24 protein-coding genes and 5 pseudogenes are annotated in these 25078 nt (G+C 51.9%); 18 read left to right on the top strand and 11 right to left on the bottom strand.

The genetic code is table 11. From position 1 onward, the window contains the following. The first annotated feature begins 3 nt into the window (after positions 1-3). From JMJ16_RS12135 to JMJ16_RS12145, 3 genes are all read left to right on the top strand, one after another. Positions 4-675, top strand: a complete 672-nt coding sequence (locus tag JMJ16_RS12135; RefSeq protein ID WP_201381532.1) for an HAD family hydrolase — start codon at positions 4-6, stop codon at positions 673-675. A gap of 94 nt (positions 676-769) precedes the next feature. Next, the gene (locus JMJ16_RS12140) at positions 770-1033 is read left to right on the top strand and encodes a cation transporter (protein ID WP_201381539.1); all 264 of its coding nucleotides are present in this window, start codon (positions 770-772) and stop codon (positions 1031-1033) included. A gap of 58 nt (positions 1034-1091) precedes the next feature. Beyond that, the gene (locus JMJ16_RS12145; protein WP_236601565.1) at positions 1092-1601 is read left to right on the top strand and encodes a MerR family DNA-binding transcriptional regulator; all 510 of its coding nucleotides are present in this window, start codon (positions 1092-1094) and stop codon (positions 1599-1601) included. A 478-nt stretch (positions 1602-2079) separates the two neighbouring features. Here JMJ16_RS12145 and JMJ16_RS12150 read toward each other — a convergent pair whose 3' ends face one another. The 5 genes and pseudogenes from JMJ16_RS12150 to JMJ16_RS12170 all read right to left on the bottom strand — a co-directional run bounded on the left by JMJ16_RS12150 (position 2080) and on the right by JMJ16_RS12170 (position 7599). After that, on the bottom strand, positions 2080-3045 hold the full coding sequence (locus JMJ16_RS12150; RefSeq protein ID WP_201381543.1) for a GNAT family N-acetyltransferase: 966 nt from the start codon (positions 3043-3045) through the stop codon (positions 2080-2082). Between the two features lie 1084 nt (positions 3046-4129). After that, positions 4130-5203: a methyltransferase domain-containing protein gene (locus JMJ16_RS12155; RefSeq protein WP_201381545.1), complete on the bottom strand. Its 1074-nt coding sequence runs from the start codon at positions 5201-5203 to the stop codon at positions 4130-4132. Between the two features lie 75 nt (positions 5204-5278). Further along, a complete protein-coding gene (locus tag JMJ16_RS12160) occupies positions 5279-6256 on the bottom strand; it encodes an AraC family transcriptional regulator (protein WP_236601566.1) in 978 nt (325 codons plus the stop codon). Positions 6257-6349: 93 nt separating this feature from the next. Beyond that, positions 6350-7171, bottom strand: a pseudogene (locus JMJ16_RS12165) (IS6 family transposase). Positions 7172-7347: 176 nt separating this feature from the next. Then, positions 7348-7599, bottom strand: a complete 252-nt coding sequence (locus JMJ16_RS12170; RefSeq protein WP_201381549.1) for a hypothetical protein — start codon at positions 7597-7599, stop codon at positions 7348-7350. A 269-nt stretch (positions 7600-7868) separates the two neighbouring features. Between JMJ16_RS12170 and JMJ16_RS12175 the strand changes: the two genes are divergently transcribed. The 5 genes and pseudogenes from JMJ16_RS12175 to JMJ16_RS12195 all read left to right on the top strand — a co-directional run bounded on the left by JMJ16_RS12175 (position 7869) and on the right by JMJ16_RS12195 (position 13451). After that, the gene (locus JMJ16_RS12175; RefSeq protein ID WP_201381551.1) at positions 7869-8660 is read left to right on the top strand and encodes a PhoU domain-containing protein; all 792 of its coding nucleotides are present in this window, start codon (positions 7869-7871) and stop codon (positions 8658-8660) included. Positions 8661-9345: 685 nt separating this feature from the next. Further along, positions 9346-9534 (top strand): hypothetical protein, encoded by a 189-nt coding sequence (locus JMJ16_RS12180; RefSeq protein ID WP_201381553.1) that lies wholly within the window; start codon positions 9346-9348, stop codon positions 9532-9534. A gap of 818 nt (positions 9535-10352) precedes the next feature. After that, positions 10353-11019 (top strand): annotated as a pseudogene (locus tag JMJ16_RS12185) (IS6 family transposase). 459 nt (positions 11020-11478) lie between these two features. Beyond that, positions 11479-11901, top strand: coding sequence for a hypothetical protein (locus JMJ16_RS12190; RefSeq protein ID WP_201381557.1), 423 nt, complete (start codon positions 11479-11481; stop codon positions 11899-11901). Between the two features lie 1217 nt (positions 11902-13118). Continuing rightward, the gene (locus JMJ16_RS12195) at positions 13119-13451 is read left to right on the top strand and encodes an IS110 family transposase (RefSeq protein ID WP_236601424.1); all 333 of its coding nucleotides are present in this window, start codon (positions 13119-13121) and stop codon (positions 13449-13451) included. Positions 13452-13668: 217 nt separating this feature from the next. Here the strand turns inward: JMJ16_RS12195 and JMJ16_RS54080 are convergent. Beyond that, positions 13669-13839: pseudogene (locus JMJ16_RS54080) on the bottom strand (RNA polymerase subunit sigma-24); the annotation flags it as partial. Between the two features lie 17 nt (positions 13840-13856). Next, entirely contained in the window at positions 13857-14207 is a 351-nt protein-coding gene (locus JMJ16_RS12205; RefSeq protein WP_201381559.1) for a YciI family protein, read from the bottom strand. A gap of 488 nt (positions 14208-14695) precedes the next feature. Between JMJ16_RS12205 and JMJ16_RS12210 the strand changes: the two genes are divergently transcribed. Further along, complete coding sequence (locus JMJ16_RS12210; RefSeq protein WP_201381560.1) at positions 14696-15082, top strand: hypothetical protein; 387 nt, start codon at positions 14696-14698, stop codon at positions 15080-15082. Here the strand turns inward: JMJ16_RS12210 and JMJ16_RS12215 are convergent. From JMJ16_RS12215 to JMJ16_RS12225, 3 genes are all read right to left on the bottom strand, one after another. Continuing rightward, positions 15079-15570, bottom strand: coding sequence for a hypothetical protein (locus JMJ16_RS12215; protein ID WP_201381562.1), 492 nt, complete (start codon positions 15568-15570; stop codon positions 15079-15081). The two genes, JMJ16_RS12210 and JMJ16_RS12215, sit on opposite strands and share 4 nt — an antisense overlap. 89 nt (positions 15571-15659) lie before the next feature. Further along, a complete protein-coding gene (locus JMJ16_RS12220) occupies positions 15660-16127 on the bottom strand; it encodes a hypothetical protein (RefSeq protein WP_201381564.1) in 468 nt (155 codons plus the stop codon). A gap of 103 nt (positions 16128-16230) precedes the next feature. Then, positions 16231-16500, bottom strand: a complete 270-nt coding sequence (locus JMJ16_RS12225; protein ID WP_201381566.1) for a hypothetical protein — start codon at positions 16498-16500, stop codon at positions 16231-16233. A 136-nt stretch (positions 16501-16636) separates the two neighbouring features. On the opposite strand from JMJ16_RS12225, the gene JMJ16_RS56965 reads away from it, so the two are divergent. The 7 genes and pseudogenes from JMJ16_RS56965 to JMJ16_RS12260 all read left to right on the top strand — a co-directional run. After that, positions 16637-17050: a hypothetical protein gene (locus JMJ16_RS56965; protein ID WP_201381568.1), complete on the top strand. Its 414-nt coding sequence runs from the start codon at positions 16637-16639 to the stop codon at positions 17048-17050. After that, on the top strand, positions 16986-17219 hold the full coding sequence (locus tag JMJ16_RS56970) for a transposase (RefSeq protein WP_374228999.1): 234 nt from the start codon (positions 16986-16988) through the stop codon (positions 17217-17219). Before JMJ16_RS56965 ends, JMJ16_RS56970 begins: the two co-directional genes overlap by 65 nt. 346 nt (positions 17220-17565) lie before the next feature. Further along, complete coding sequence (locus JMJ16_RS12240; protein ID WP_201381570.1) at positions 17566-17772, top strand: hypothetical protein; 207 nt, start codon at positions 17566-17568, stop codon at positions 17770-17772. A 1165-nt stretch (positions 17773-18937) separates the two neighbouring features. Next, positions 18938-19264: pseudogene (locus JMJ16_RS12245) on the top strand (IS6 family transposase); the annotation flags it as partial. Between the two features lie 116 nt (positions 19265-19380). Beyond that, positions 19381-20886, top strand: a complete 1506-nt coding sequence (gene istA, locus JMJ16_RS12250) for an IS21 family transposase (RefSeq protein ID WP_201380380.1) — start codon at positions 19381-19383, stop codon at positions 20884-20886. Continuing rightward, the gene (gene istB / locus JMJ16_RS12255) at positions 20883-21656 is read left to right on the top strand and encodes an IS21-like element helper ATPase IstB (RefSeq protein WP_201380382.1); all 774 of its coding nucleotides are present in this window, start codon (positions 20883-20885) and stop codon (positions 21654-21656) included. The genes istA and istB overlap by 4 nt, the downstream gene beginning before the upstream one ends. 62 nt (positions 21657-21718) lie before the next feature. Then, positions 21719-22213 (top strand): annotated as a pseudogene (locus JMJ16_RS12260) (transposase); the annotation flags it as partial. Positions 22214-22325: 112 nt separating this feature from the next. Here the strand turns inward: JMJ16_RS12260 and JMJ16_RS12265 are convergent. Beyond that, positions 22326-23228 carry a LysR family transcriptional regulator gene (locus JMJ16_RS12265; RefSeq protein WP_201381572.1) on the bottom strand — a complete coding sequence of 301 codons (903 nt, stop codon included), beginning with the start codon at positions 23226-23228 and terminating at the stop codon, positions 22326-22328. Positions 23229-23393: 165 nt separating this feature from the next. Here JMJ16_RS12265 and JMJ16_RS12270 point away from each other — a divergent pair, with 165 nt between their 5' ends. Then, positions 23394-24251, top strand: a complete 858-nt coding sequence (locus JMJ16_RS12270) for a S9 family peptidase (protein WP_201381574.1) — start codon at positions 23394-23396, stop codon at positions 24249-24251. A gap of 54 nt (positions 24252-24305) precedes the next feature. Next, entirely contained in the window at positions 24306-25058 is a 753-nt protein-coding gene (locus JMJ16_RS12275; RefSeq protein ID WP_201381576.1) for an MBL fold metallo-hydrolase, read from the top strand. Positions 25059-25078 lie beyond the last annotated feature (20 nt).

Genomic DNA, 25078 nt, shown 5'->3' on the forward strand with positions numbered 1-25078 from the left:
CAGATGAAACACTACCGATGCATATTTGTTGACTGGCATCAGACGCTCTCAACCTCGCTCTTCTGGGAACATTGGGCAGATCCTACCCACCCTCTTCACTCTCTTCATGCTCCTGTGGTATCGTCAATGTTTAATTCAGGAAATACCTCTGAAACAATAGCATGGATGCGTGGAGAACTCCCCGTAGAGGAACTTCTACAAAGAATCTGCCTGCGCCATCACTTTGACTATGAGCTGATCTTGCAGGAGCTTACTGTAAGTTGCAAGGCAATGCAGTTTGTATCGCCTACCGTTCCTCGCTCTATTGCACAGTTACGGGCCGCAGGCATTCGAGTCGCGATCGCGACTGATAACATGGACACCTTCACCCGATGGACGGTTCCCGCCCTCAAGCTCCATGAACTCGTCGATGATATTTTGAATTCGTTTGATTTACGCGCCTTAAAAGGTGATCTGGATAGCAGTGGCAGAAGCTTATTTTTTGCTGATTATCTTGAGAAACATGCCCTTGAACCAGGTGAAAGCATCTTGCTTGATGACAATTATGAGGAGGATTTCGCTGCCCTCATTCGTAGCTTTGGTATTGATTATCATCCCATAGTGCCGGGGGTAGGACTGATCTCTGCTCTGGAGATACTAGTAGAAGGCATGACTTCCCATTTTTTTCAGGTGTAAATGAACTACAACAACACATTGAACCATATCCTGTCCATCTAATTTTTGAACCATATCTTGTCCAAATTGGTCAGGATCAATCGCAAATCACACCATGTTACTACTCTCCTTTGGCAAGCGGGTCACTGGGAAGGAACTTCAGAATGAGGTGTTGCTCACCGAAGGACGGGTAACGTTGGTGGATGCCTACCTGGCTGGAGCTGTCTTGTTGGGACTCCTGCTCAATGCGCTCTTTGGCTGGTGGTGGGCTGATCCGCTCGCTTCCCTCGTCATCATTTACTACGGTATTCGGGAAGCCATGCACGCGCTCCAAGAGTCAAGGAGTATGAAGGAAGCGGAAGGGGGGTCAAAGGCTTGACCTTCCCATCACTGGAAGGTGTACACTTCCAGTGAAAAGGAGGTCCGCGAGAACAGTGATGGAACGCACACATCAGGACGAAAACACATTGCACGGTCAAGAACGGCTGACCATTGGACAGATGGCACAGCGCTCAGGCATCAACGCCAAGGCCATTCGATATTACGAAAGCATTGGCTTGCTTCCGAAGGCTCCGCGCAGCGCGAATGGGTATCGGAGTTTCTGTCTGGCCGATCTCAATCGTTTGATCCTCCTGCGGCGTCTTCGGCTGCTTGGGGTCTCTCTCGACCGGCTTGCCCCGTTGCTGCGAGAGACAACAGATGCTCAGTGTGCAGATGTGCAACAGGAGGTCTTGCACCTCATTGCAGAACGCTTGGCAGTCATCGATGAAGAGATGAAGGAGCTGGGCCTGCTGCGTGAGCAGGTACAAGCTTACCATCAGCACCTCTTTGCCTGTCATCCGGCGTCTCGCGAAGCCTTCCAGGATTGTCGTGATTTATCCTGTCTTGCCTTATCAGGTGAGACCCTGAAGGAGGAAGTCCATGATGCTCTATCCAATGCTCGATGAAACTGTGGAGCCATGTCCCTGTGGATGTGGATGCCCCAGTGGGTGTGGATGTTGCGGGTGTTAGTTTCGCAACGCTAGCGCGCAGGCCAGGCGTGAGGCAGCATCTTCTGCTCCACGCCTGCTTCGTCTGAAGGCGATCTGCTGCCCAGGTTCCATTTTTGCTCACTTCAACTCCCCCACATTCTGCACATCACCTGATGGGGCGTCGAGGGACGTGATATTCCCATATAACGACTTTGCCATTTACAGAATGATGAAGGACGAATCTAGATGAGGAGCGGTTTCTCCAAGCGCGGAATGGTCAATTCCTACCATTCGCGCTGATTCTCCCATGGTCACCTCAAATGTGTTGCGGATTTGACCTTATTTACCAGGGGTGACAAGATTACGGAGAGCAAAACCTCCATAATCTTGTCACCCCTAGTTGGATACATGACGAGGGAGAAGGAGAAAGGCTCCCTCGTTTCTCATGGTTGGCTTACAAGGGCTTGCGATATCTCGGCATGCGTTTCACCACTTGGTAGCCCACGCTTTCGTACAGGTGGAGGGATTGGCCGGGATTTTCTACTCTCGTTCCGATGTCTGCCTGGGTAAAGCCGCGCTCCTGGCAGCGTTGGAGCATGCGCGTCATCAACGCTTTGCCCAGGCCGCGCCGTCGCCAGGGGCGTTGTATCCCGACCCAGGGCGTATGCGCGCCTTCTTCATCGCTGGTACTGATGACATGCCCCGCAATCTGATCTCCATCCCAGGCCACCACCCACAAACTGGTATCCAGGTTCGGCCAGCCCAGATCGCGCAGCCAGGTTTCATAACTGTCGAGAGGAGCGGGACTCTCAGCGAATGCTTCTACATTTGCTGCGTAAAAGGCAGGCAACTGCTCACGCGAAACCTGGCGGATTTCCAGGCCATCGGGGAGCGGTGCGAGCTGGATGGGTTCGGTGGGAAGCTGGCGGGTCATCCACACCATGGTAAAAGCCACCGTGTATTCCTCACTCAAGAGCAAGGCTCGGTTTCCTGGTTGGGTCTCGTCTGCATTGCCACCGAACACATAGGGTTTCTCCGTTGGGTGTGCCTGCGCAATCTGGCGTAACCGTTGCTCTTGCCAGCGTAAGAGCGCACGTCCAATGCCTTTGCGTCTCCATTCGGGGACAAGCCCACCTAGATGGAGAAACAGCTCAACATCGGGCTCTGACCACCAGGCGAGCCAGGTATAGCCAATCACCAGGCCATCAACCTCAACGATCAAACAATCTTGTAGAGGATTGCACACGGAATCGGTATCGGTATCTGGTCCGGGGAGCCAGGTGTCACCATCAACGGTCTGCACGTTCTTGCGCACAGCCTCGATAGCGGGAAAGTCAGCTTCCCCCTGAAACAAGCGGAATGCTAAGCCAGGGATGGCTGGCGCGTCGGGAAGCGTGAGATACGATTTTGTTTGGCTCATCAGTATATTTGTTCCTTTCTACATTGACGTTCTCTGAAGATCTTCTCGAACGTCAATCACATGGGAGAGGGTGTAAGCTCTGATTCTGGGCAACAAAAAACCACGAGGTGGCTCGTGGTCTGAGTGGGAGGGTGAACATGAAAAACGCCACAAAAAACCACGAGCCGTAAGTGCGCCTCGTGGTGCAATTTTCTTGTAAAAGCCGAAAAATTTACCCTTTTGAGGACGCACTCATAGATAGGTAAGCGGAAATGCCAATTTTCGCGCCTACGCCCCACTTGATTTGCCTGTGGAAAACCATCGTGTGCGCCCTTTCTGAAAGATAATAGCTGGACTATTGACCTGAGAATACCCGTGCTGGAATCGCGTATTTCTGGCTCTCTCAAAGACAAGTATACCCGAGATTCGCCAAAAATACGACCACTTTTAAGCATTTCTTGACATCTTTCGCAGATATCGTGGCAAAGATGGTAGAGAAGCTGAGTAACGAGGGAAGTGGAGAGCAACAAAAGAACAAGAAATGATGCCGCGCCACATTATACGAGAAAGCCCATCCTCTGAACACGCTTGGCTACGTGGCACATTTTCTGAGAAGCTATCATTTTACCTGATAAATGACAGAGACTTTATGATTTATGTCCCTGACAATCCGCTGTTCCCTGTTTTTGATCTTTTTGACTACGGCATAATGGCCTCCTTTCTGTAGTCGCCTGCGTATTTCTCGGTATTTGGTGTGTACATGCTGAGCCTGCTACAGGCTATGTCCGTCCAGTTCAGCGCATGGTGGTGCGTTGCCGCAGGATGAACGGAGCGCTATACACCTTGACGGGTGGAAGCGTGCGGGTAAACTTGCACTGGCCTGATTGTTTCAATGGGATTGAGGTTTCTCGTTTCCTCTTTTTGTTTCAAGCGGTCAATTATCATCCACCCTAAGGACTCGTCGAGAAATAACATTGTCAATTGGCGCTGATGAAAGCGTCAGACAGAGCTGGTTTGATTTTACAAACTTGTAAAGGCTATTTCTTGATGAATCCAAAGTGACGTCAAGTGGTAATGGATTGAACGAGATGGGAGAGGCTGCAATTCATGGCGCCTTGGCGAGCAGGAACGGGGCGTCTGCACCCGCGAAGAGCGCGATGTGTTCTTCCGGGATGCCTACTACCCGCGCATGTGGCTCAAGGTCGCGCCGCACCACGGTCGCCCGGTCGAAGCCTGCCTCAAGGGCCAGTTGCCGAAGTTCGTCGTCCTCATAGAAGCGCAAGCGCGATGCCATCGGCTCGGGTGCCGCTAATGTCCCCCGCATTTTGGGATCGTTCCCCATTACGACGATGCGACCGCCTTTACTGAGCACACGGCGTATTTCCCGCAGTGCCGCAACCGGGTCGGGCAGGAAGCCGAGGACACCAGTCATTACCGCGCAGGTAAACGTCGCGGCGGGAAATGGCAAGTGGTCTGCGCTTGCCTGCTGGACCAGCAGCCGGCCCTCTGCCACAACTTCGGGGTTCACTTCTTGCGCGAGCCGCACCATCTCGGGGCTATGGTCGATTGCTGCCGCGCGGCACCTGCTCTTGAGAGCTTCTTTCAGGAACGCACCTCCCCCACAGCCGATCTCGATGAGGTAATCGCCAGCTGTCAAGGCGAGTTCTGCCAGAATCGCGCGGAAGTTGGGGTAGTGATAGAGTGGGTCGCGGTAGACAGCACGGGCCTGCGCACCTGAGGGACGGCGCGCTTGCCGGTCGGTCAGCCAGTTCCCGAAGCTTGCTGGCGCGGTTGCACGCAAGAACGGCGCAGCCACTTCGCCGGCGAACCAGCCTGCGAGTTCGCTGGGATCGCCGATCAGCCCTCCCCAGCCACGCTGCTCCAGTGTTACCAGCGTGCCGCCCTCGACCTGCTCAAATCGCAGCGCGACGTCGGTGATCTCTTCGGGGTTCCAGGTGGCTTGACGCCACCGGAGTAGAACCCGTTCGCCACGTTCCCATGAGACGACGCGGCCGACCTCGTACTCACCCTCGCTTACCCGTCCGTTCGCCCCCGTCTCAAAGTTCATCCCTGCCTGTGCAAGAGTGGCAGTCAGTTCCTCAATGAGCACATCAACTGTCGCCCGGGGGGCAAGCGCGATCTCGATGCTGACACGTACTGTGGTTCTGGTATCTTCCATTTTGCTTCTCTCACTTTCGACTGACAACAGAGCTCATCCAACGTGATCTTATTCTAGCCGAAAGCAGAGAACTCTTTATTGTAAAAATTTGACCCCCTGACCCTGATCAGGGAGCGGAATGTGATTGAGGTGCCCGCCCTGCTGGCTGAGATAGGCCGTTGGAGTGAGGCCGGAAAAGGCGCGGAAATCGTGGATGAAATGCGCCTGATCGAAGTAACCACAGGCCAGTGCTATATCCGTCCAATCAACCAGCTGGCCCGCTTTGAGAAAACGTACAACTTGCTGAAACCGCTGTACCCGACAAAACAACCTGGGTGTCAATCCTACCTCTCGACGAAAGACCTCTATGAACCGCCGCGAACTGAGTCCTATTCGTTCGGTTACATCCGCAATTGATCTCTGCGGTGCTCGGCAAAACGCTTTTAGTGCAAAGTTGACGGCAGGATGCCGCTCTGATGAACGGATAAGCCGGACCAGGAGATACTCTTCCAGAATATGGAACTTCGTTTTCGGTGTTTCCGCTTCAAGTAAGCAGTCGTGCAGATCGCGTGCCGCCGTCCCCCACAGCGTATCTAATGCCACACACTTATTGTGCAGCTCGGCGGCAGGTAGTCCTAAAAACGGGAAGGCGCAGCCTACTTTGAAATTGACAGTTAAAACGGCAGACTTCTGGGAAGTGTCAATGACGAAAAACTCCGAATGTACACCACAGATCATGGAACCAGCAATGCTCTGTCGCAGGTCGTACGTCTTGCAGTCAAATACACGCAGAGCATCGTTGCGCAGGTTTATCACCAGTTCCGTCGTTCCGGTCGGCAAAACCCGCTCTTTGCCGCGTGACCCACCATCCTGTTCATAAAATTTGAAAGAAGTGATGAAATCCGCGAGAGGGGGCCGGGGAATATAATCAAACGCACGAGGTTCTGTCGACATTGCAACCTCCCTTATTCGAACAAATGACCTCTCTGGAAGAGTACAAAATTTCGCGGAGAAACGCAAGGTTTTAAACCAGAAGGAGATTTTAAAGGGATTTTTATCTGTTAGTCCTGTCATCACGTTGCATCTCCTGAGGAGGAGGTAGTGTCAGGACTGAGGACACAGACGCTTATCAGGGAACAGTGCCTGTTGAGAGACTGCTATCTTTCGTTATGAGATTGCTTGTATCGCTTCTTTCAAGACAGCAATCCGATCAAGGAAAACTTGTCGTTGCTCTGAGAGTGAGGTTGATTTTCCTCTAGTGGAACGAGGACGGAGAAAGTTCCGCAGTTCGTCAAAAGCACAACAAAAACGAGCAGCCGAGTCAACGTTTCCAAAGCCATGCATGGGATACTACCGTTGCTTGACCCCTCGATGATCTTGTTCCAGGAGATTATTGAGGTATGTGTTGCTTCGATGAAGCACATGTCTGCCCAGTGTCTCACGTACTGCTCGTGGAGAGGAGGTCTGTCCGTCTATCGTCACACATTCAGGCGTATGACCAACGACGGCGACGGCTTGTCTGAAAAACCGCTGAGCCGTCTCCATATCCCGCGTCTTGCTCAAGAGAGAATCCACCAAGGTGCCATCGTGATCAATCGCCCGAGAAAGAGAACACCACGTTCCACAGACATTGATAGATGTTTCATCAATGGAGCAGGATTTCCCTGCTTGTCCATGCCGCTTTCCTCGCAAGTGGTCTGCAAGCAACGGGGCAAATCGCGCTTCCCAATCTCTGACCGTTTCGTGGGTGAAGGTCCATCCATGCTGCAAAAACATTTCGGCCCTATCCCGAAGGATCAGTTTGTAGCGTAACCGCCACAGAACGACGAGGAGAACGATATCTGTAGGATATTCGAGATAATGGAAGGGAGTGCTGGTGCGTTCATTAAAAAGATGTTTGCAAGCCAAACAGCGGAATATCCGATATCCGAGGATGGTTTTTTGACGCTGCTCTTTTGTGGAAGGGGATAGACAGTGTGGGCAATTCATAGATCACTCCTCATCATCTATTGGCTTTTCACAAGCATACCCCGTAAGTGGCCTCCATGCCAAATTATCTTCCGAGTTCTGACAGAACCATACGCTCCTTGTTCTCGCTCTTGCGCGGCTGGTTCCTTCTACCATGGAGATCACCATGTATGAAGGATTGGCTGATCTCCCACATTTCATTCCTGATCTTTAGAGCAAGAGGTACTCTTTATGCAAGGGATCGTAACATCTACGATCAGTCGATTTTCGCTCACCACGAGACGAATATAGCAACCAGCCAGCGTCTTATTGACAATGTAGGGATGTTCTTCATAGGAAATATGCCTGTTGCGAGCGACTTTACGCGAATAAATACTGGCACCTTGAGGCAAAGGAAAATGCTCAATCGCAAACAGGTCTTCCCTTTGCTCTTCTCTTCCATTGTTCATGAGTAGCTCTCCTCGAGCAGTGCATCGATCAGTTCACGTCGAATGGTCAGACGTTTTTCTTCTTCGCGCATCCACCACCTTTCTTGGGGCCACGTACACTAAATATTGTACATCTTCCTTGTATCTCTATACTTCCTCTTCTCAATATGCTACCCTATGGAGGGTGAGGTGAAAGACCTCAAAGAAACACATCAGTGTGCGACGAGACGTGCTATGAAGATCCTCGAGGAGCCAATCAGGCAATGGGAAGAAAGGAGGAAGCGGTAAATATGTCACGTTCGATTCTCGATAACGAATTGCAAGAACTGGATGCGCACATTCTCCGCCTGGGAACAATGGTGGATGAGGGTCTGAAGAGAGTATTGGAGGCCTTGGCGGCTGGTGACGTGGCAAAAGCTGGCATGGTCATCGAAAATGATGCACTTGTAGATAGCCTGAGAACCGCAATTGAGGAACGTGCCATCCGTCTCTTAACCCTACAGCAACCATTGGGTGGGCGCGACCTGCGCTATCTGGCCTCGGTGCTCTCCATCGCGGGTGACCTGGAGCGCACTGGCGATGGAGCAGCTGGCATTGCTCAGAACATCCTGCGTATGACACCGTTGCGCGGAGATCCGATGCCCCATGTCAAAATAGAGACGGCGAGTATGAAGGATGCGAGCAGCGGAAATACCATTACAGAAGCCTCGATCATGAAAGACATGCTTGTCCTGGGGAAAGAGGCACGCCGCGTCTTGCAGGGTACCATGAACGCCTTCAAGGATCGCGATGTGAAGGCCGCACGCTACATCTGGGAGGAGGATGATGTCGTCGATGTGCGCTACCATATGGTGCGCCATGACTTGATGGCCATGATGGCAGGCGCGCACGCGATTCCAGCTCTGTGCAACGACTCCTTGATCCTGCAGCGTATCACCTATCTCCTCTGGATGGCTCATAAGTTGGAGCGCGTTGGGGATCACTGCGCCAATGTATGTGAACGCTTGCTCTTTATTGTCGAGGGCGATTCCTACGTGCAACATCTCCCTCAGCAGAATAAAGGAATCCAGCCACAGGCATAGACCATTCGCAAGAGATGAGAAGAGAAACGGTAGGGTCTTGTATTTCCTCTTCATCACGCGGATCTCCATGTTTGCCGCCATTCATGTCTGCTTGTTGAAATCTTCGTTAGTTCATCCAGATGTGCCAACGAGTGACGGTTCCACATCCTTTTGGGCCGTGTCGTGGTTCTGTCCGAGGCTTTTGTCGTGGCAGCCACGCTGTTGGTCGCAGTTCACGTGCCAGCCAGCCGAGTATCCAGATGCCGCGGGCGTGTTGCTTCCGATGATAGACAATCTCCTAAGCGTGTTTTCTTCAATGAAAGGATTGACCTTTCGCGCCGGCGGTGCTTCCTACGTGATGCGTAACGAGAGGCAGTTTTGGCTCCAGTAGCTTCATAGGCTCGTTCACTATCCGCGCTTTTTCCTGGCAAGGGATCAAGAATACCTTTGTATTATAGAAGCAGGAGCGTCAGGAAGGATGCTTCAAGCCAGATTACTGATGATTTAAAACTCGTTGCGCATCACGTGGACAACACAACCCTTGCGGCCTACGTGGGGGAGGAAGTGCTGATCTGGTACGATCCGTAAGTTAATGTGAATGATCGATGGGAGCCGCAGGACCTTGGGGAAATCCGGGTGTACGAGGGAGAAAACGAGGAGCGATTTCTCTGTCAGGCGTCCTGTGTGGAACGTGGGGGGACCGGCGGTGAGCGTGCAGGCGATTCAAGCTTCCCGGAAAAAACGACGCCAGGTGGTTGGAAACGCCTTATGTGAGCGCAAGGAGGTGGTGGCTCGCTATGCATCGCCGGAGCACCGGAAGATGCGTGCGCTCTCAGAGGGAGCTGCGACGCTGGTTCCTGCGCACAGCGACGAGGGAATAAGGGCAGTGGGATGAGATCGAGCCGTTGCTGTCGTGGCATGTGTGGATTCTCAGGTAACTATTCGCCGTTCTCAAGAAAATTTTCACTGTATTATGGATGTTTAGCGGCAATACTGGCGCTTTTTCTCGTATAACTTTTCCAGGCTGATTGTTTGTGCTGTTTCCAATGCGCCAGGGCCACATGCGGATTACAGAAAAGTCTGCCCATAGCCAGCCGAATGTTTGGCCGTATAGTCTAAATTGGCTCGTAGAACTAGACAAACAACAAGAACGGCGGGATTTCGTCGATAGCAGCTTTGTCTCTATCAAGTCATGTGAACCAGCTTGTAGCGTGGACTCGTTAGTTTTTCTTGTGTGGCCAACCTTTCAGTAGTTTGCGGCCAAACTTTTCTGTAATCCGCACCACACAAATAGCGTTTTCTCAAGCGATGCGAAAAATTATGTGAGAAAAATGATGCCGCCTCAGAAGCGCCATGAGCCGACCAGGCGAAAAGTTATACGGGCTCTTGGACATATTCAGTGTGTCTGCTTGCTAGGATAAACAATTGAGGATGTGTCATGCTTCTCTGTTTTTCCGGTTCTGTTGCAAACAATGACCCCATCTGATAGGATAGAGCCAAAAGCTGAAAAGAAGATGGTTCTGGCAATGCCCACGGGATGCGCAACGAGATGCACAGTTCAGATGAAATAGCTCTGCAGGTCGCTTCACCGCTATCCCCAGCCAGGCTTCCAACTTCTTGGACGTGGTTCCAAGATAGAAAGTGGCCAATGGCTCAAAGCAGGGTCAGAGCCAGTTCGCGAGAGAGAACATCTCGTTGCGCATTCCGTGGGCAATGCAAAATGTGTTCAAATGGCGTCATGCGCGAGGCAGAGATCATTTTGCTCTGCGTCCGTTGGTATCTGCGGTATTCGCTCAGCTATCGCGATCTCGAAGAGATCATGGGAGAACGAGGGTTGCATGTCGATCATACCACGATCTATCGCTGGGTCCAACGGTATGCTCCCGAACTGGAGAAGCGTTGCCGTCCGCATCTCAAAATGACAACGGACTCGTGGCACGTGGATGAGCCGTATGTAAAGATCAAAGGAGTGTGGATGTATCTCTATCGGGCTGTGGACTCCCAAGGGAACACGCTCGAATTCTTTTTGAGTGCTGCTCGCGACTCCCAAGCAGCGAAACGCTTTTTGAGAAAAGCGCTCAATTCCTCCCATACGGTGTCCCTTCGGGTCATTACGGTGGAGAAAAACGCAGCGTATCCTAAAGCGCTTCAGGAAATGAAAGCCAGCGAGCCTGGGCTCGCCTCTTGCGAACTGCGCCAGAGCAAATACCTCAACAATCTGATTGAACAAGACCATCGCTTTCTCAAACGACTGGTCAAGCCAGGGTTGGGTTTCTTCTCGTTCGAGACGGCATGGCGAACGCTCCAGGGATATGAGGTCATGCACATGTTCAGGAAAAGACAAGTGCGAGGAGTGAGCGAGGAAGATGTACGAAGCTAAGCAGCGTTCATCGCTAAACTGTTTGGAGTCGGTACCTAAACTGAACAAGATAACCTCTGCATGCCTTGCTCCATTCTGTTCCTCTTTCTTGCAACACAACCGAAGCAGGTGCAACCCGTAAAATATCAGATGGAGTATCTGAACGTTCCTTGCCCGTTTTCCCTCATCGGACAAAAGAACAGGTTATTTCTCCGCTTCATTACCGAGATCGGTGCTTCTCTGCTCATAAAGCAAAGGCCTCCCCTTGCTTGGCGGTGCGCCTCTTTGTGAAAGCAATGCGGAAGACGAGAGCGTATCCTGGACCAATTTTCCGATCTTATGAACAGATATTCCAAGTAGCCAACACAGGGACTATTTGTCTCTCTGCCTGTCGTTGTCGTGTTTTGATACTATCGTAGCTTTATAGTGAAGGTACTTCTAACAAGGGAGGAACATGCACAAAATGAGGAGGTAGTCCTGATGAATCAATCTGTCTGGAGGAAATTATTAGGCAGCGTTATCCTGAGCCTATATATTGTTTGGCTGCTCCTGGTTGGCTCTGCTACGCCAGTTTCGGCTTCCAGCATGCAGCAGACCAACTTCACATTTCCTGCATTCTCACACAGCAAGACAACTGACACACACAGAAACTTTTTGCGTTGTGACTATGATAACTCATCGCGAAAGATGATTTGCTACGATACAGAGGCAACCGAGGCAACCAGACTGACGACTATCCCCACAATCAGAGGCGCAAAGGTGCTAGCCGCTTTCTGCAAGCAAACAGACAACATCTATCATTGTGATACGCATTACGAGAACAACACTATTCAACGATGTGACCTCTTCTGGGACCGTGTCGGCCAAAAGTGGATTACGCTTAACTGCCAGTTGGTAAAGTGACAACTCCCACACCGACAAGGAGGGCTTCTGGAATGACGCGGCCGTGCCATGATGCTCTTGTTGGGAGTCTTTCTTTTTTGCTCATTCGCCTCGCAGACATAACTTCAACTAAGCCCGAATAATTCCATAAGTTGAAAAATAATAGCCCGCCAGTACCTACAAAGTACTTAGCGGGTTCTTTGTTTCTTTCTTAGGAACGAACCAGACCAGGTTCCACTACGCTAGACAGAGTTGGTTATAAGGCTACCCACACCTGTAGTAAGACTGAGCACTCTCATAGTCATATAACCATGAGCAAACCCGCGATGTTTGCCCTCCCTGGGTCCAACGACACCTATAAACCCCATCAGATTCGTATCCGCACGTCCAGTATTTCGCTACTTGGCTAATGGCGCTCCTCTCTGAAACTATCTTTGTACTAAAGGCTACTGGAGTTACCTCCGCACTGCTGGTGATTCCCGTTGTCGCCTTTGTACTCGCAGCCGATGCTGGAGCCGCCATACCAACCAGTAACAGCAATGCAGCCACAATGCTCAGAGCAACAATACAAGCGCTCTTCTGAACAACAGTATGACTCATGCTATCTCCTTTCCTACTCCGCCCTCTAACCAGATTGGAGTTCCTAATTAGTAGCACTCTTGCGACTGAAAGCCATACAGGTTAAGCACTACAAATCTCCTTCTGTCATTATTTATTATAAAAAGCATACAAGCTCATAGGTAATATAAATATTAGTATAAATTGCCATATATACTTAAGGTATCTGAGGTTCGCTTAATATAATAAAATCATTAAGGAATAATGCCAGACTCTATTTTAACCATCCTAAATGCTTCTCTCTAAGACTCTTTTCGCAAAAAAACATCTATTGTACCACCTTTTTTATCCCCTACTGTAGCAGCATTATAGAAAGCATGTAACCGCTCATATAATAATTTGGGAGCAGTGGGAGAGCCTGAGTAACCGCTAGAGGCCTGTGAACAGCAGTGACCTCCTTCTAGAGACAGCTCCCCACCCGCCAGAGCTTCAAGGGTCTATGAGGCTTGTTGCACCAGCCCATGGCGACGCGAAAGGCCGTTGCCAGAGCCAGGGTGCCGATCCAAGATGAGCTGACGCTCGCTCTGGTTGGTCGGGGTTCCCGTTGACTGCCCCGGTGAAAGGTGGCACCGAGGAGGAGAACGAAGAAAGAGCATGACCGCGCGAAAGCGAGGTGGAGGATGCAAAAGACTCCAGCAGCTTCCTCAGGTGAGGGAACTGAGATCAAATACGTCTGTGGTCTGGACATTGGAAGCCAGTCCTGTTCGGGATGCATCACGCGTCCTGACAAAAGCGTGGTGGTCAAGCCGGTCACTTTTGCCAATGTCAGGGAGGGGTGGACGATGTGGGAGAAGAAACTGAGCGAGCTGGATGCTTCCCCCGAGCAGATCGTGATTGGGATGGAGGCGACCTCCCGCTATCATGAAAACCTCTACCACGAACTGGAGCAGCGAGGTTACCAAAGGCGCTTGCGATCTCGGCGGTGGAGAGTCCACCAAGTGTTTGCAGCGTGAGCGCGACCTGTGCCTCCAACGCCAGGGTAGGATGGCAACAGGTAAACATCAGCTTGAGCCGTTCATCGGGGATCGATCTGTCCTCTCCTGCTTCAGTTCCTTGTTGCTCTACCTTTTGAAGTAGTTCTTGCAGGATCTCGTGTTTGCGTGCCAATGTACTGGCGCGGCGCAAACGATCGATAGCTTTGCGCCGCGCAGTTGTTGTGATCCAGGCACCCGGATTGGATGGTATACCTTCTACAGGCCAGCGTTCGAGCGCGATGAGCAGGGCGTCTTGGAGCGCGTCCTCGGCTAGCTCGAAGTCCCGTATGGTGCTGATTAAGCTGGCAAGGATACGATCCGCCTCTTGGCGAAAGGTATGCGCGACCATCCGGTGTGCTGCCTGCATTTATACTCTCACTCCCATCACTCAAATTCCATGATGGGGCGAATCTCAATCGAGCCATCTGTAGCGGTGGGAATCTTGGCCGCGAATTCGATGGCTTCGTCAAGGTCTTTGCAATTCAGCAGGTAAAATCCACCGAGCTGCTCTTTGGTCTCGGCGAAGGGGCCATCTGTGTGCAAGGTTTTGCCGCCACGTACGCGTACAGTTGTCGCAGTATTGGTGGGGAGAAGAGCCTCGCTGCTAACGAGCACGCTTCGCTGCTCAGCTTCTTTGCCAAAGGCTATATATGCTTCATATTCCGCATTCAATTCTTCCTGGCTGAATTTTGCATGTTCGGCTTCATTTTGGTAGATTAAGAGTAAATAACGCATGCTTTCCTCCTAATGTGTTGTTGCTCCTATAGCTTGAGGACGATTAGCGTCGCCCTTCAACAGAACAACGAACGGGAGGCGACGAAATCGACAGTTTTAGTAACGGGTTGTGGTAAATTTTTTGCAAACGGACTTTTTCGATATTTCCTGGCTCTCGTAAAAAGAATCCCGGGGATGAATGGATACATTCCCATAAGGGCATTTATCCTCCCAAACCGATCAGGTGTCTTTCGCCTCTTCTCCGGCGAGGCTAGGAAGAAGGATGTATATATTCGTTGAGAGGAGTGTAGCAAAGTTCATGTGCTGAGGTTGCCCAAATGAGATGGAAGCTGTAACACATTGTTTTGCTGGGAGATATTTTCGTGTGTAGGAAAAGGTGTTTGAGAGAGAAAGATGCAGTGAACGATGATGAGAAGCGGGGTGAATACGTTCACGTGTAGGGGAATATTTGCTATGATAGGGCTATGATGGAGAAAAGAAGCGAGCAAGTGCGTTTAGGGTTGCCACTTGCCGCCGGCGTGATCCTGGTCGCCGTCGAGGTCTTCAAGCGGCAATTTCATGTGGAGCGCTGTTATCTGTATGTGCAAGGGCATGTGGTGATTGAAGAGGGGAGTCGGCTCTGCGAGATTCTCGGCTGGGCTAGTGTGGTTGGTCCGGACGAGGAATTGGATGTGCTTATTTTAGGAGATGCAGCCGCGGAAGATGAACGAGCCTGGCGCTGGGTTTGTCCAACACCGGGCTCTGTTTTGCTTTTGCCCACGCATCCGCTGGCCGAGGAGAGGCATTTTCTTAAGGAATGTTCATCCAGGGCCAGGTCTGACGCTTCTGGTGTTCTGGCGCGCCGGATCCGTAGCTATAACGATCCCTCTTCTTAGAAACGGGTGGCAGGGAGAACGCTTTCTTTAGATGCCATAGGGGGTCTAGACTCAGAAGCCTTTTCCAGCAGCTGCTGGCGTGTCCATGTGGCCAGTTGCTCGCGGAAATGGGGGAAGTCAGAAAGGTTCGAGGCGATGGCCAGGGCAAGCTCGAAGGCATCCTGCCGTCTTTCGTGCTCAACGAATGTCATCAGGCGATCTAGGCGGGCAACAACGAATTCTGTCTGCCACTCGGGGTGTTTCTTCACCCATTCAGCAAACTGGAGAAGATTATGCTGGTATTGGAGTGTATTGACAACGCGAAGAAGTTGCAGGACGGCGGCGTATTCTCCGCTATGAGTTGAGGAGAAGTCAGTTGTTCCCAGCCAGGTGATTAACTCATCTAATGTCTCCAATTGCTCGACACTGGCGGGATATCCCGTCAGGCTGTGGTAGCTGCAGAGACTGAGGATCTCAGATTTGAGGAGTTCTGCTACGTTTCTCTCCATCGTGTGTCTTCAACTTTCTTTTAGGTAAAATGCGTTGGGAGGCTGTTGCCGAGGGGAGCCTCCCGGCTTTTGTTTCAGGTGTGGGCAGGTTACTGTCTCTCGTGAGTGCTGAGCGCCTCCTGGAGGAGAATACCTTCAATGGAATCAGAAGAGTAGAGGTACCATTGGCCTGTGCGAAACACATAGGTCCAGGGCGTGTCTTGCTGCTGGTTCAGCAGCAGCAGCAAATCAAGGCTCCCGAGCTCCTGCGCCTGCTCATCTGTTGGCTGGCTCCGGCGGCGATCGTAGTCCCGACGTTTAAACTGACACCAGTTTTGGGTTTTCAGCCGCAGTTCGGGGTTGTGTTGTGCCTCAAAGAAATCGTGGGGTTTCCCCAACTCAGGTCTCAGTCGATAGAGATTCCCTCCATCCAGCAGTTGTTGAACGCGCTCCAGTGTCTGGAAGTGCTGGAGCAGGATCTGGCCAGCAAAGGCTGGGTAGCCATCCTGGCTGAGGTAGATACAATGGACGGTCCCGTCTTGGTGAGCAATGCAGGCAGGTGTACCGATGTCTCTCAAGCTCCTTTTTGCTAAGCCGAATGCTGTCTTGCTTCGGCATGCTCATGATGTTGAGAAGCCGTGAGAGGGTGATGATCCCTCTCCATACTCTCTGCTCTGGGGGTTAGTGCATCCACCACTGCATTCTTGTCGTTTTTGTTTGGTTTGCCTGGACGAGGCCCTTGTTAATAGCTTGCTGGGCCCTGGCCTGTCCGGCGCGTCCATACCGGCCACGCAGGTAGGCTTCAACGCTCGAGTAGTCAACATCTTCTGTCAACTGTGGATCATTGATGCTTGGTGTTCCCTGGCTGCAGGTGTGAATGAGAGGCATCATGCAATCGCATGTGCTACACCAGGACCAGGAGGACGCGCTGCTTTCAATCTCGGCTGACATGGGGAATCTCGCTTTCTACTGAAAGATCTCATGAACAAATGGGCTCGTCTCGCCGACGGTGGTAGTGTCGGTAGGTTCGGCACCAAACTCACTTTCGAACCCTCTCATGACATCGCCATACAATTTGTAGTCATCCATGTTTCTACCCTACATCGCCATACAATTTGTAGTCATCCATGTTTCTACCCTGCTTGCGGGAACGGCTCTCAGCGTGCTTACTACCACATCTGTTGTTCCTGATAAATGGGCCGGAGACCAGCCTGTCATGATAGTCCAGGCCTTCCTCATCTTTACGCCACTCTGGGGGTATGTCGGCTGGTTGGTTTCCACTATCATCTGTCATGCCATCTTTCCATTTCCATCATCCGCGGATCTCATCGCCGGGAATATCCTGGGCCTGCTCCTGGGCCTGCTCGCTGGACTGTTTGGGTATGTGATGATCGTGGTCATCATCACGGGCAAGCAGTTCAACGGTCAAGCAGGCGATCGAAGCGAAAGGCTGTCAACTCCTCTTTTTACCGGGCTATTCCCCCGACCTCTCCCCCATTGAAGAAGCGTTCTCCAAACTGAAAACCGTCTTACATCGCGTAGGAGCAAGAACACGAGAAGCCCTGGAAGGGGCCATTGCTCAGGCGTTACTTACCATCACAGCTCAGGATGCGTGGGGGTGGTTTCAGCATTGCGGGCATCATCTTCCTGAGCAAGAAAGGAAGAGTTAATTGGTTCAATCTTTTGGCACGCCGCTGTAGGCACTGGCGGGACACTGGGCTTGCAAGGGACACTGGTTACAGGCCTCTTTGCCATAAAGTGCCCCGGCTCTTTTCGGGCGATAAAACATCCTAAGAGGACAGAACCTCTGTCAAATCACAGTACGAAAGGAGAGTACCATGCAAGCGTGTGAACAGGTTGTTGAGTATCAGCTTTTCGTCGGCGTGGATATTGCACCTCTTACCGCGACCATTGCCTGGCAAGCTCCAAAACAGAAGCCAAGCAAACCTATGATCATTGAACAGACTCCGGAAGGGTTCTCTTCTTTGCATCAGCGACTTCTTAGGACGGGGACCCGTGCCAGATCGCATGCTTGTCGTTATGGAAGCCACAGAAATCTCCTGGCTGGCTCTGGCGACCTTCCTGGCGCGCCTTGGATACGCGGTCAGTATCGTGAACCCTGCCCAGGCGCATCATTTTGCCAAGGCCCATGAGAATAAGTCCAATCATTGTGAGCTAGTTACCACTGTTACCAGTGAGATTACCCATTGTTGTGCTCACTGATCCACTTTGAGCGGCTCACCTGACGCTTATAACTGCTCATGATCGTATTCTATTGTGAGTATGCGTGGGGTGTTCCTCCCCTATAGCCAGGGTGCAGTCCAGGCTACTCACTCACCCTCACCCTTCCCCTTGTCCTTGGAAAGTTGTGACTGGTCGCTCTGTCTCTCCGTCATATCCTCTATGCTATGGTTGTACAGCCTACCTACGTTTCCTGAATCCCATCACCCTGTGCAGCCGTAGCATACATTCATTGAACGCGAGGCAGATCTACGTGGCAAGGCTGTCTTTGCATTAGGGTACTGGGCAGGCTGCCGGGTCAGTAGCAGACACACTGAATATGTCCAGAGCCGTTATCTGATTGAAAAGCGAACTTTATTGTGAGAATCCACAATAGCGTACTCTGTGTCAGTTGTAGGAGTTGGATTGCTTGTTGTTTTTGACATTTTTTGCTCTAAGTAACAAACTTGACGATAAAGAAGAAACTTAATGTATTCAACGTGGCACATATTGAACTATATCAATATTGGTAAAAAATAACCATTATGGCTAGTGTTGTATCATACTTCAATAAAACTTGCTAATTATCTTTGCCCGTTACAATGACTACAGAAGCTATTCAGTCTCCCCGCAAAACAATGGCGTATTGCGCCCTGGATGGCTTCGTGCTTGCTATACAATGACAAAGAAGCCATCCAGGCTCAGCAGACGACATGACAAGCCTGGGTGGTTTCCTGCTGCACTACATCAGCACTTATAAGCACTATCGTTTCTTCTTCTTTGTATTATAAGAGAGGAAAACGGTTTTATCCCTCAATAAATCGTATATTTCGTATATTTCCGTCCCGAATTGCCATGTTTACTGCTCACAAAGAAAAGAGCATCCAGATGGGTATTACCTGGATGCTCTTTTCTTGCTATGCATGCTGTGCTCATTGTGCCATATATGCCCGTACGCTTGCAAGAGATTTACTTTGTAACCCCAGGGCTTTCCAATTCTAATAAACAGAACATTGGCCAAGAAGGATGAGATCAAGAGCCTGATCAACATGGGCGTTCAAGTAGCGCATCTGGCGGGAAGCGTCAGAACTGAGAACAAGTCCTGATGGAGAGACCTCTCCTGTGGTATACTAGCGATCACCCAGCACATCTTCAGGAGGAGTGAGCCGTGAACTGTTCTTACTGTCTCTCTTCTGCCACAAAGGACCAGCAGAAGAAAACCGCCCTTGGATACCCAACATTTCGCTGTTCGGCCTGCCGACGCATCTTCAACGAGCGTACCGGCACTCCTTGTAACTTTTTGGAATATCCCACCGAGATCATTCTGCTCGTTGTCCTCTGGAGGCTGCGGTAGAAGCTGCGTTTGCGCGATGTCGCTGAGCTATTTCTCGAACGTGGTTTGGTGTGTACCCATGAGGCGGTTCGCGAGTGGGAAGCTCGTTTTGCACCAGTGTTGGCGGATCAGCTCCGTGTGAGGAGACGCGGGCAAGCGGGAACTGTAAACGCTAGACTGATAGAGAGCCACTCGCTACCAGAAAAGTGAGCCATGTTCCCAAGAATCCGCTACACTTGAAAAAAATCAAGCGAGCGGAGGAAAACAAGGTGTATCCCGTGGCACTTCGAGATGAAATTCGCACCTGGGTCTTGATCCAGGGCAAGAGCCAGCGGGCAGCGTCCCGCCACTTTGGGCTCTCACGCAATACGGTTGCCAGGCTCCTTGCGGAGGAGCCAGCGACCAATGAACGTCAGTATCAGCGTCAGGCACCGACCAAAACGCCTGTGCGTGACGCGGCACTGCCACATATCCAGAAATGGCTTCAAGAGAATGAGTGGCTTGAGCGCTGGGCTCCCAAGCAGTGCTGGACGGCCCACCGCATGTGGACAGAGCTGCGCACGCTCGGTATTCCTATCGGAGAATCTACCGTACGTCTGTTCGTGCAGGAACTGCGAACGTCGTCGAAGCCGGTGTACGTCCCGCTCGACTTTGCGCCTGGAGAGCGGGCAGAGTTTGATTTCGGTGAAGCCACCATCAAGCTCAAGGGTCAGGTCGCCAAAGTTCCTTTCCTGGTCGGGCGGCTCCGCTTTTCGGGGGCAATGTTTGTGGAATGCTTCCCGACTCAACGGCAAGAAGCCTTTCTCCTCGGCCAGCGCCATGCCTTTGAATTCTGGGGAGGCGTGCCGCGCATCGCGGTCTACGACAACCTCAAACCAGCAGTGCTCCAAGTGCTGCAAGGACATAGCCGCCGCGAGCACGATGTGTTCCTACACTTCCAAAGTGTCTATCGCTTTGAGGCGCTCTTTGCCAATGTGCATGCTGGTTGGGAGAAGGGGAGTGTCGAAAATTTGGTGGGCTATGCTCGTCGTAACTACCTCGTGCCGCTTCCCGAGGGCACTGATCTGGAAGCCATCAATGTGCATCTAGGAGCGTGTTGCCTCTCCGATCAGCAGCGCACGATGGCCAGGCAGACCGATTCTATTGCCGCTCGCCTGGCCTTTGAGCGCAGGACACTCGGGCCCCTACCAACACATGCGCCGGAGCTTGCGCTGGTCGTGGAAGTGCTGGCACACTCGACAGGACGCGTGCGCTTCCAAACCAACGACTATTCCGTTCCCATTCAGTATGCCTATCAGCGCTTAACGCTCAAAGCAGACCCCTTCCGGGTGCGTCTGTATGCAGGTGGGGAACTCGTCGCTGATCATCCTCGCTGCTATGAAAAACGCCAGGTGATTGAGGATTGGCGCCATTACGTCCCCTTACTCCTGAAAAAGTCCTTTGCTGTTCCCTGGGCCTCGGCTTTGAGGCATGGAGAGCTCCCACCAGCTTTTGAAGCGGCACGCCTGGATCTGGTGGCTCATCGTGCTGATGGCAATCGCGAGTTTGCTCGCCTGCTAGACCTGTGTCTGACGCACTCCGTGGAGACCGTCGAGACGGCTCTTACCCAGGCACGCACCCAAGGCGGCTGGAGTGCGGATACCGTGCGGCAACTGCTCAATGTTGCCAGCGTCCAGCAACCTCCCGTTCCGCCTCTTGATCCACGAGCGTATCCAGCCTACCAGAGGGTGACGCCTTTGCCAGATCTCTGTGCCTACAATCGTTTGTTGGAGGTGCAGCCATGACAGAAACGCTGTGCAATGACATCGTGATCACCTATCTCAAGCAACTGCATCTGAACCGGATGGCACGAGATTGTGAGTCGCTGGCTCGCGAAGCTGAGCAGCGCGGGTTAGGCTATCTCGGCTACTTGCAAGCCTTGCTTGAAGGCGAACTGGCTCAGCGGCACGAGCAGCAGTTGCGCCAACGGCTCAAAGCCGCCGCCTTTCCCTACCAGAAACGCCTGGAGGACTTTGATTTTTCCCAGGTGCCTTGCATCCCCAAGGTCCAGGTATTGGAGCTCGCACAAGGAGCCTTCCTGGCGGCGCACGAGAATGTGCTCTTCATTGGCCCCAGTGGGATTGGAAAAACGCATCTGCTCATGGGCTTGGGAAGAGCGCTCTGCCTGGCTGGCTATCGGGTGTTGTTTCGACCAGCGGTCACGCTAGCCACCGAATTGGAAGTTGCACACAAAGAGCTAAAACTGCCACGCTTGCTGGCTTCGTATCGTCGGTTTGATCTGATCTTAGTGGATGAGTTAGGGTACCTGCCCTTTTCCAAGCCAACGGCTGAACTGCTCTTCCAGTTCTTCAGTGATCGCTATGAGCGGGCCAGCGTTGCCATCACCTCGAATCTCGCCTTTGCCCAGTGGACGCAGGTCTTTGGCAATGAGCAAATGACGGCGGCGCTCTTAGATCGGCTGGTGCATCGCAGCCACATTCTGGCTATGGAAGGCGAAAGCTTTCGTTTCCGTCAGAGCTTGCAGCAACAGAGCTCGCAGGCCCTGACGGTTTAAATGGCAAGGAGGTGGCTCACTTTTCCATCAGCGGATGGCTCACTATCCCCTTGACGTTTACAGGAACATCGTGGTACATCGACGAAACCTACGTCAAAGTCCACAGGAAGTGGTGTTCCCTCTCTCTCGCCATCGATCGAGATGGCAATCTCGTTGACTCCATACTGAGCGAGAAACGGGATATGGATGCCGCCAAACGATTTTTCAAGCAGGCGCTTGAGACAGTTGGTCATGTGCCAGCGCGCGTGACAACCGACGGGCATGACTCCTCTCCACGAGCGATCCGTGAGACGCTCGGCTGTGAGGTTCTCCATCGCTGTAACCCCTACCTGAATAACCGCCTGGAACAAGATCATCGGGGCATCAAACAGCGGTACTCTCCCATGCGTGGCTTTGGAAGCTTCGCGTCGGCATCACGCTTCTGCAGGGCATTTGACGAGAGACGCCAATTCTTCCGGTTTCGGACAACCATGAAACAGCACGTTGCTCTTGCCGACCAACGTCGTCTGTTCTGCCATCACTTGGATGCCTTGAAAGCCATGGTTCTGACAGCCTAAAACAGAGCAACGCTGGAAACAGCACGCCATGTCGCCTACTGTCTTCTCAGTTCTGACACATCCAAAGATACTTCTTATGGAAGATTTGCATTCTGAGGTTCTATGCCTCGTCCTACTTGGGGAGAGGGATGCTTTCTTGAAGCTGCGTTCGTAAGAGGGTTAAGAACGCTCCCAGGGCACGACCAGGTGAATGAACCTCTGGCAACGAAACAAGGCCAACGGGGAGACGTAGGGCAACGTCGCGAAGGTCTCGTATCACTGTGTGAGGCAGAAGTGGAATCGCGGCAGCACGTGGAATGATCGCGATCCCTAGCCCCTCTTGCACAGTACGTTTGAGCACTTCGGTACTTCCTATTTCAATGCCTGAGAAAGGGTTGGTTCCTCGGGCGAGCAATGCAGTTTCAATCAAGGCTCGATATTCACATCCCCGCTCTTTCAATAAGACTCGTTGGTCAAGAAGATCTGCAGGTACCAGAGAGGCTCTGCTCGCTAATGGATGGGTTTCTGGGAGTAACACAGTCAGTGGCTCGACAAAGAGCGGGTCAAAGACTAACCCCTGCTGAGATGTTGGAGGCGAGCAAATGCCCACATCAAGGGCTCCTGTGGCGACCTGTTGACTGATGAAGTGGGTACTTCCCACCTCAAGTGTTAAATGCAGCTTGGGGTGGGTCTGACAAAACTGTACCAGCAGAGGGGGTAAACGCAGACTCGCCGTTGGTTCAATGGCTCCAATACGAAGATGTCCAGCTTCCCCAGCCACGACATCTTTCAGTGCTTGTTGCAATGCCCGGGCGCGCTGTGTTAGCGTATCAGCCTGTTCCTGCAATGCACGCCCTGCTTCCGTCAGTTGGATGTGTTTACCACGGCGAACAAATAAGCTCACTCCAAGTTCGGCTTCGAGTTGCTGCATATGGATTGTGATGGTTGACTGAGCATATCGCAGCTTTTCCGCCGCTTGGAGAAAGCTTCCTTCTTTCACAATGGCCTGAAACGACACAAGATGTCGTAATTCCATCTGCCCTTCTCCTTTTATCGATGAAAATGAATGAAACGTTCAAATAATTTATATTGACAAATATAACATATCTGGCTACTCTAGAAAAAGACGGTTGGGATGGATAGTACCCATGCCGGTTTCACCAAGCATTCTCAAAAAAACAAAGAAGAGGTAGTACCTACGATGATTGATGCACTCTGTCATGATGTCACTCCCCTTGATGAACGCTATCCCGCGACACTTATCCCGCTGACGTTTGAGAGTCATGGACAACAGCTGGTTGGACGTATCTTTGTAGCTCAGGGAGCTGGACCACACCCCACTATTTTGCTCTTACATGGCTTTCCTGGAGACGAGCAAAATGGTGATCTGGCTCATATCTTTCGGCGTGCTGGATGGAACGTGATGATCTTTCACTACCGTGGCGCATGGGGCAGTCAGGGATCTTACTCTTTTACCCATGTCTTTGAGGATGTTCCTATCGCACTTGCCAAACTGCGGGCACCTGAGATGCGAGAACAGTGCCGGGTGGATGCTGAGCGGATTGTGCTCATCGGTCACAGTACAGGAGGGTTTGCTGCGCTGTTCACGGCTGCTGCTGATCCCTCTATTCGCGCAGTTGCCTCACTGGCAGGGTTTCATTTTGGGCTATTTGCTCAGCTCTTGCGCCAAGATCCTTCGTTGATCGCATCCACCATTCGCGACTGGAAGACCTGCCTGCCAGCATTACGCGATATTTCGGCTGAATATCTCGTTCAAGAGGTCCTTGACAACTCTGAGCAATGGACGCTGGATCAGTATCGAGAACAGCTCTCTCAGCGCAATGTGTTCCTGCTTGCAGGCAGCCGAGATACCGTTGCTCCTCCTGATCTTCATCATACGCCACTCGTTACTGTATTGGAACAAGACTCGGCGCCTCGTATGCGTTCCGTTATACTGCACACTGACCATGGATTTTTTGATGCTCGCGTCACATTGGCACGACACCTACTTTCCTGGCTTGATGAAGTAAAACGAGATATCTATCCAATATATGTTTAAAGGTTCCTTGAGAGCCTTAGGGAATAAACGGCATATCCTGAAGGAGGCAGCCAAATGACCATACAAATCAAACGTTTGAGCTGGGCGGGAGTAGAGATCATTGTCAATGATCGTCGCCTGCTCATCGATGCGTTGCAATCCGTCACTCCCCTGGAAAACTTCCTGGGCCGTCCCCACTGGCCGCCCATTGCAATCGAGAGGACGCGCGGACGCACTGATGCTCTTGTTACCCATATCCATCGCGACCATCTCGATCCTGAAACATTGCACCGTCTGCTGGACAAGGAGGGGGTTGTTTACTGCCACAAGCCGATTGTTTCTCACCTTCGCGAAGCGGGACTGCGTAGCAAAGGGGTTGAACTCTGGAAAACCATCGAGATTGCACCGAGATTGGAGGTCACTGCTGTTCCTGCGGTCGATTGGCGTGGAGATGATCAGGTGTCCTGGGTCATCCAAGCCGATGAGTATCGGTTATTCCATGGCGGTGACACCATCTGGCATGGGAATTGGTGGCAGATAGCTAAACGCTTTGATGGATTTGACTGGGCCTTCTTGCCAGTGAACGGTGTCATCGCGAGGTATCCAGGACTTGCGCCATCCAGTCTTCCCGCCACGCTCACGCCTCAGCAAGCAGTCATTGCAACGCGGCTGTTGCAAGCGAAGGAGCTTTGCCCAATCCATTATACGCAGTTCAACAATCCGCCACTGTATGTTGAGCAGCCAAATATAGTTGCGGAGTTGCATGCCTCAGCATTACAGGAAGGTGTCAGCGTCAAGCTACACCCCGATGGAGCCATTCTCTGCTAACCTTGTGTGGTGACCAATTT

The sequence above is a fragment of the Ktedonobacter sp. SOSP1-52 genome (genome assembly GCF_016587395.1).

Bases quoted from the DNA above. Each gene is read 5' to 3' on its own strand.
- JMJ16_RS12135 (WP_201381532.1), top strand. From the start codon at position 4: ATGAAACACTACCGATGCATATTTGTTGACTGGCATCAGACGCTCTCA.
- JMJ16_RS12140 (WP_201381539.1), top strand. From the start codon at position 770: ATGTTACTACTCTCCTTTGGCAAGCGGGTCACTGGGAAGGAACTTCAG.
- JMJ16_RS12145 (WP_236601565.1), top strand. From the start codon at position 1,092: ATGGAACGCACACATCAGGACGAAAACACATTGCACGGTCAAGAACGG.
- JMJ16_RS12150 (WP_201381543.1), bottom strand. From the start codon at position 3,045: ATGAGCCAAACAAAATCGTATCTCACGCTTCCCGACGCGCCAGCCATC.
- JMJ16_RS12155 (WP_201381545.1), bottom strand. From the start codon at position 5,203: ATGGAAGATACCAGAACCACAGTACGTGTCAGCATCGAGATCGCGCTT.
- JMJ16_RS12160 (WP_236601566.1), bottom strand. From the start codon at position 6,256: ATGACAGGACTAACAGATAAAAATCCCTTTAAAATCTCCTTCTGGTTT.
- JMJ16_RS12170 (WP_201381549.1), bottom strand. From the start codon at position 7,599: ATGAACAATGGAAGAGAAGAGCAAAGGGAAGACCTGTTTGCGATTGAG.
- JMJ16_RS12175 (WP_201381551.1), top strand. From the start codon at position 7,869: ATGTCACGTTCGATTCTCGATAACGAATTGCAAGAACTGGATGCGCAC.
- JMJ16_RS12190 (WP_201381557.1), top strand. From the start codon at position 11,479: ATGAATCAATCTGTCTGGAGGAAATTATTAGGCAGCGTTATCCTGAGC.
- JMJ16_RS12195 (WP_236601424.1), top strand. From the start codon at position 13,119: ATGCAAAAGACTCCAGCAGCTTCCTCAGGTGAGGGAACTGAGATCAAA.
- JMJ16_RS12205 (WP_201381559.1), bottom strand. From the start codon at position 14,207: ATGCGTTATTTACTCTTAATCTACCAAAATGAAGCCGAACATGCAAAA.
- JMJ16_RS12215 (WP_201381562.1), bottom strand. From the start codon at position 15,570: ATGGAGAGAAACGTAGCAGAACTCCTCAAATCTGAGATCCTCAGTCTC.
- JMJ16_RS12225 (WP_201381566.1), bottom strand. From the start codon at position 16,500: ATGTCAGCCGAGATTGAAAGCAGCGCGTCCTCCTGGTCCTGGTGTAGC.
- JMJ16_RS56965 (WP_201381568.1), top strand. From the start codon at position 16,637: ATGTTTCTACCCTACATCGCCATACAATTTGTAGTCATCCATGTTTCT.
- istB (WP_201380382.1), top strand. From the start codon at position 20,883: ATGACAGAAACGCTGTGCAATGACATCGTGATCACCTATCTCAAGCAA.
- JMJ16_RS12265 (WP_201381572.1), bottom strand. From the start codon at position 23,228: ATGGAATTACGACATCTTGTGTCGTTTCAGGCCATTGTGAAAGAAGGA.
- JMJ16_RS12270 (WP_201381574.1), top strand. From the start codon at position 23,394: ATGATTGATGCACTCTGTCATGATGTCACTCCCCTTGATGAACGCTAT.
- JMJ16_RS12275 (WP_201381576.1), top strand. From the start codon at position 24,306: ATGACCATACAAATCAAACGTTTGAGCTGGGCGGGAGTAGAGATCATT.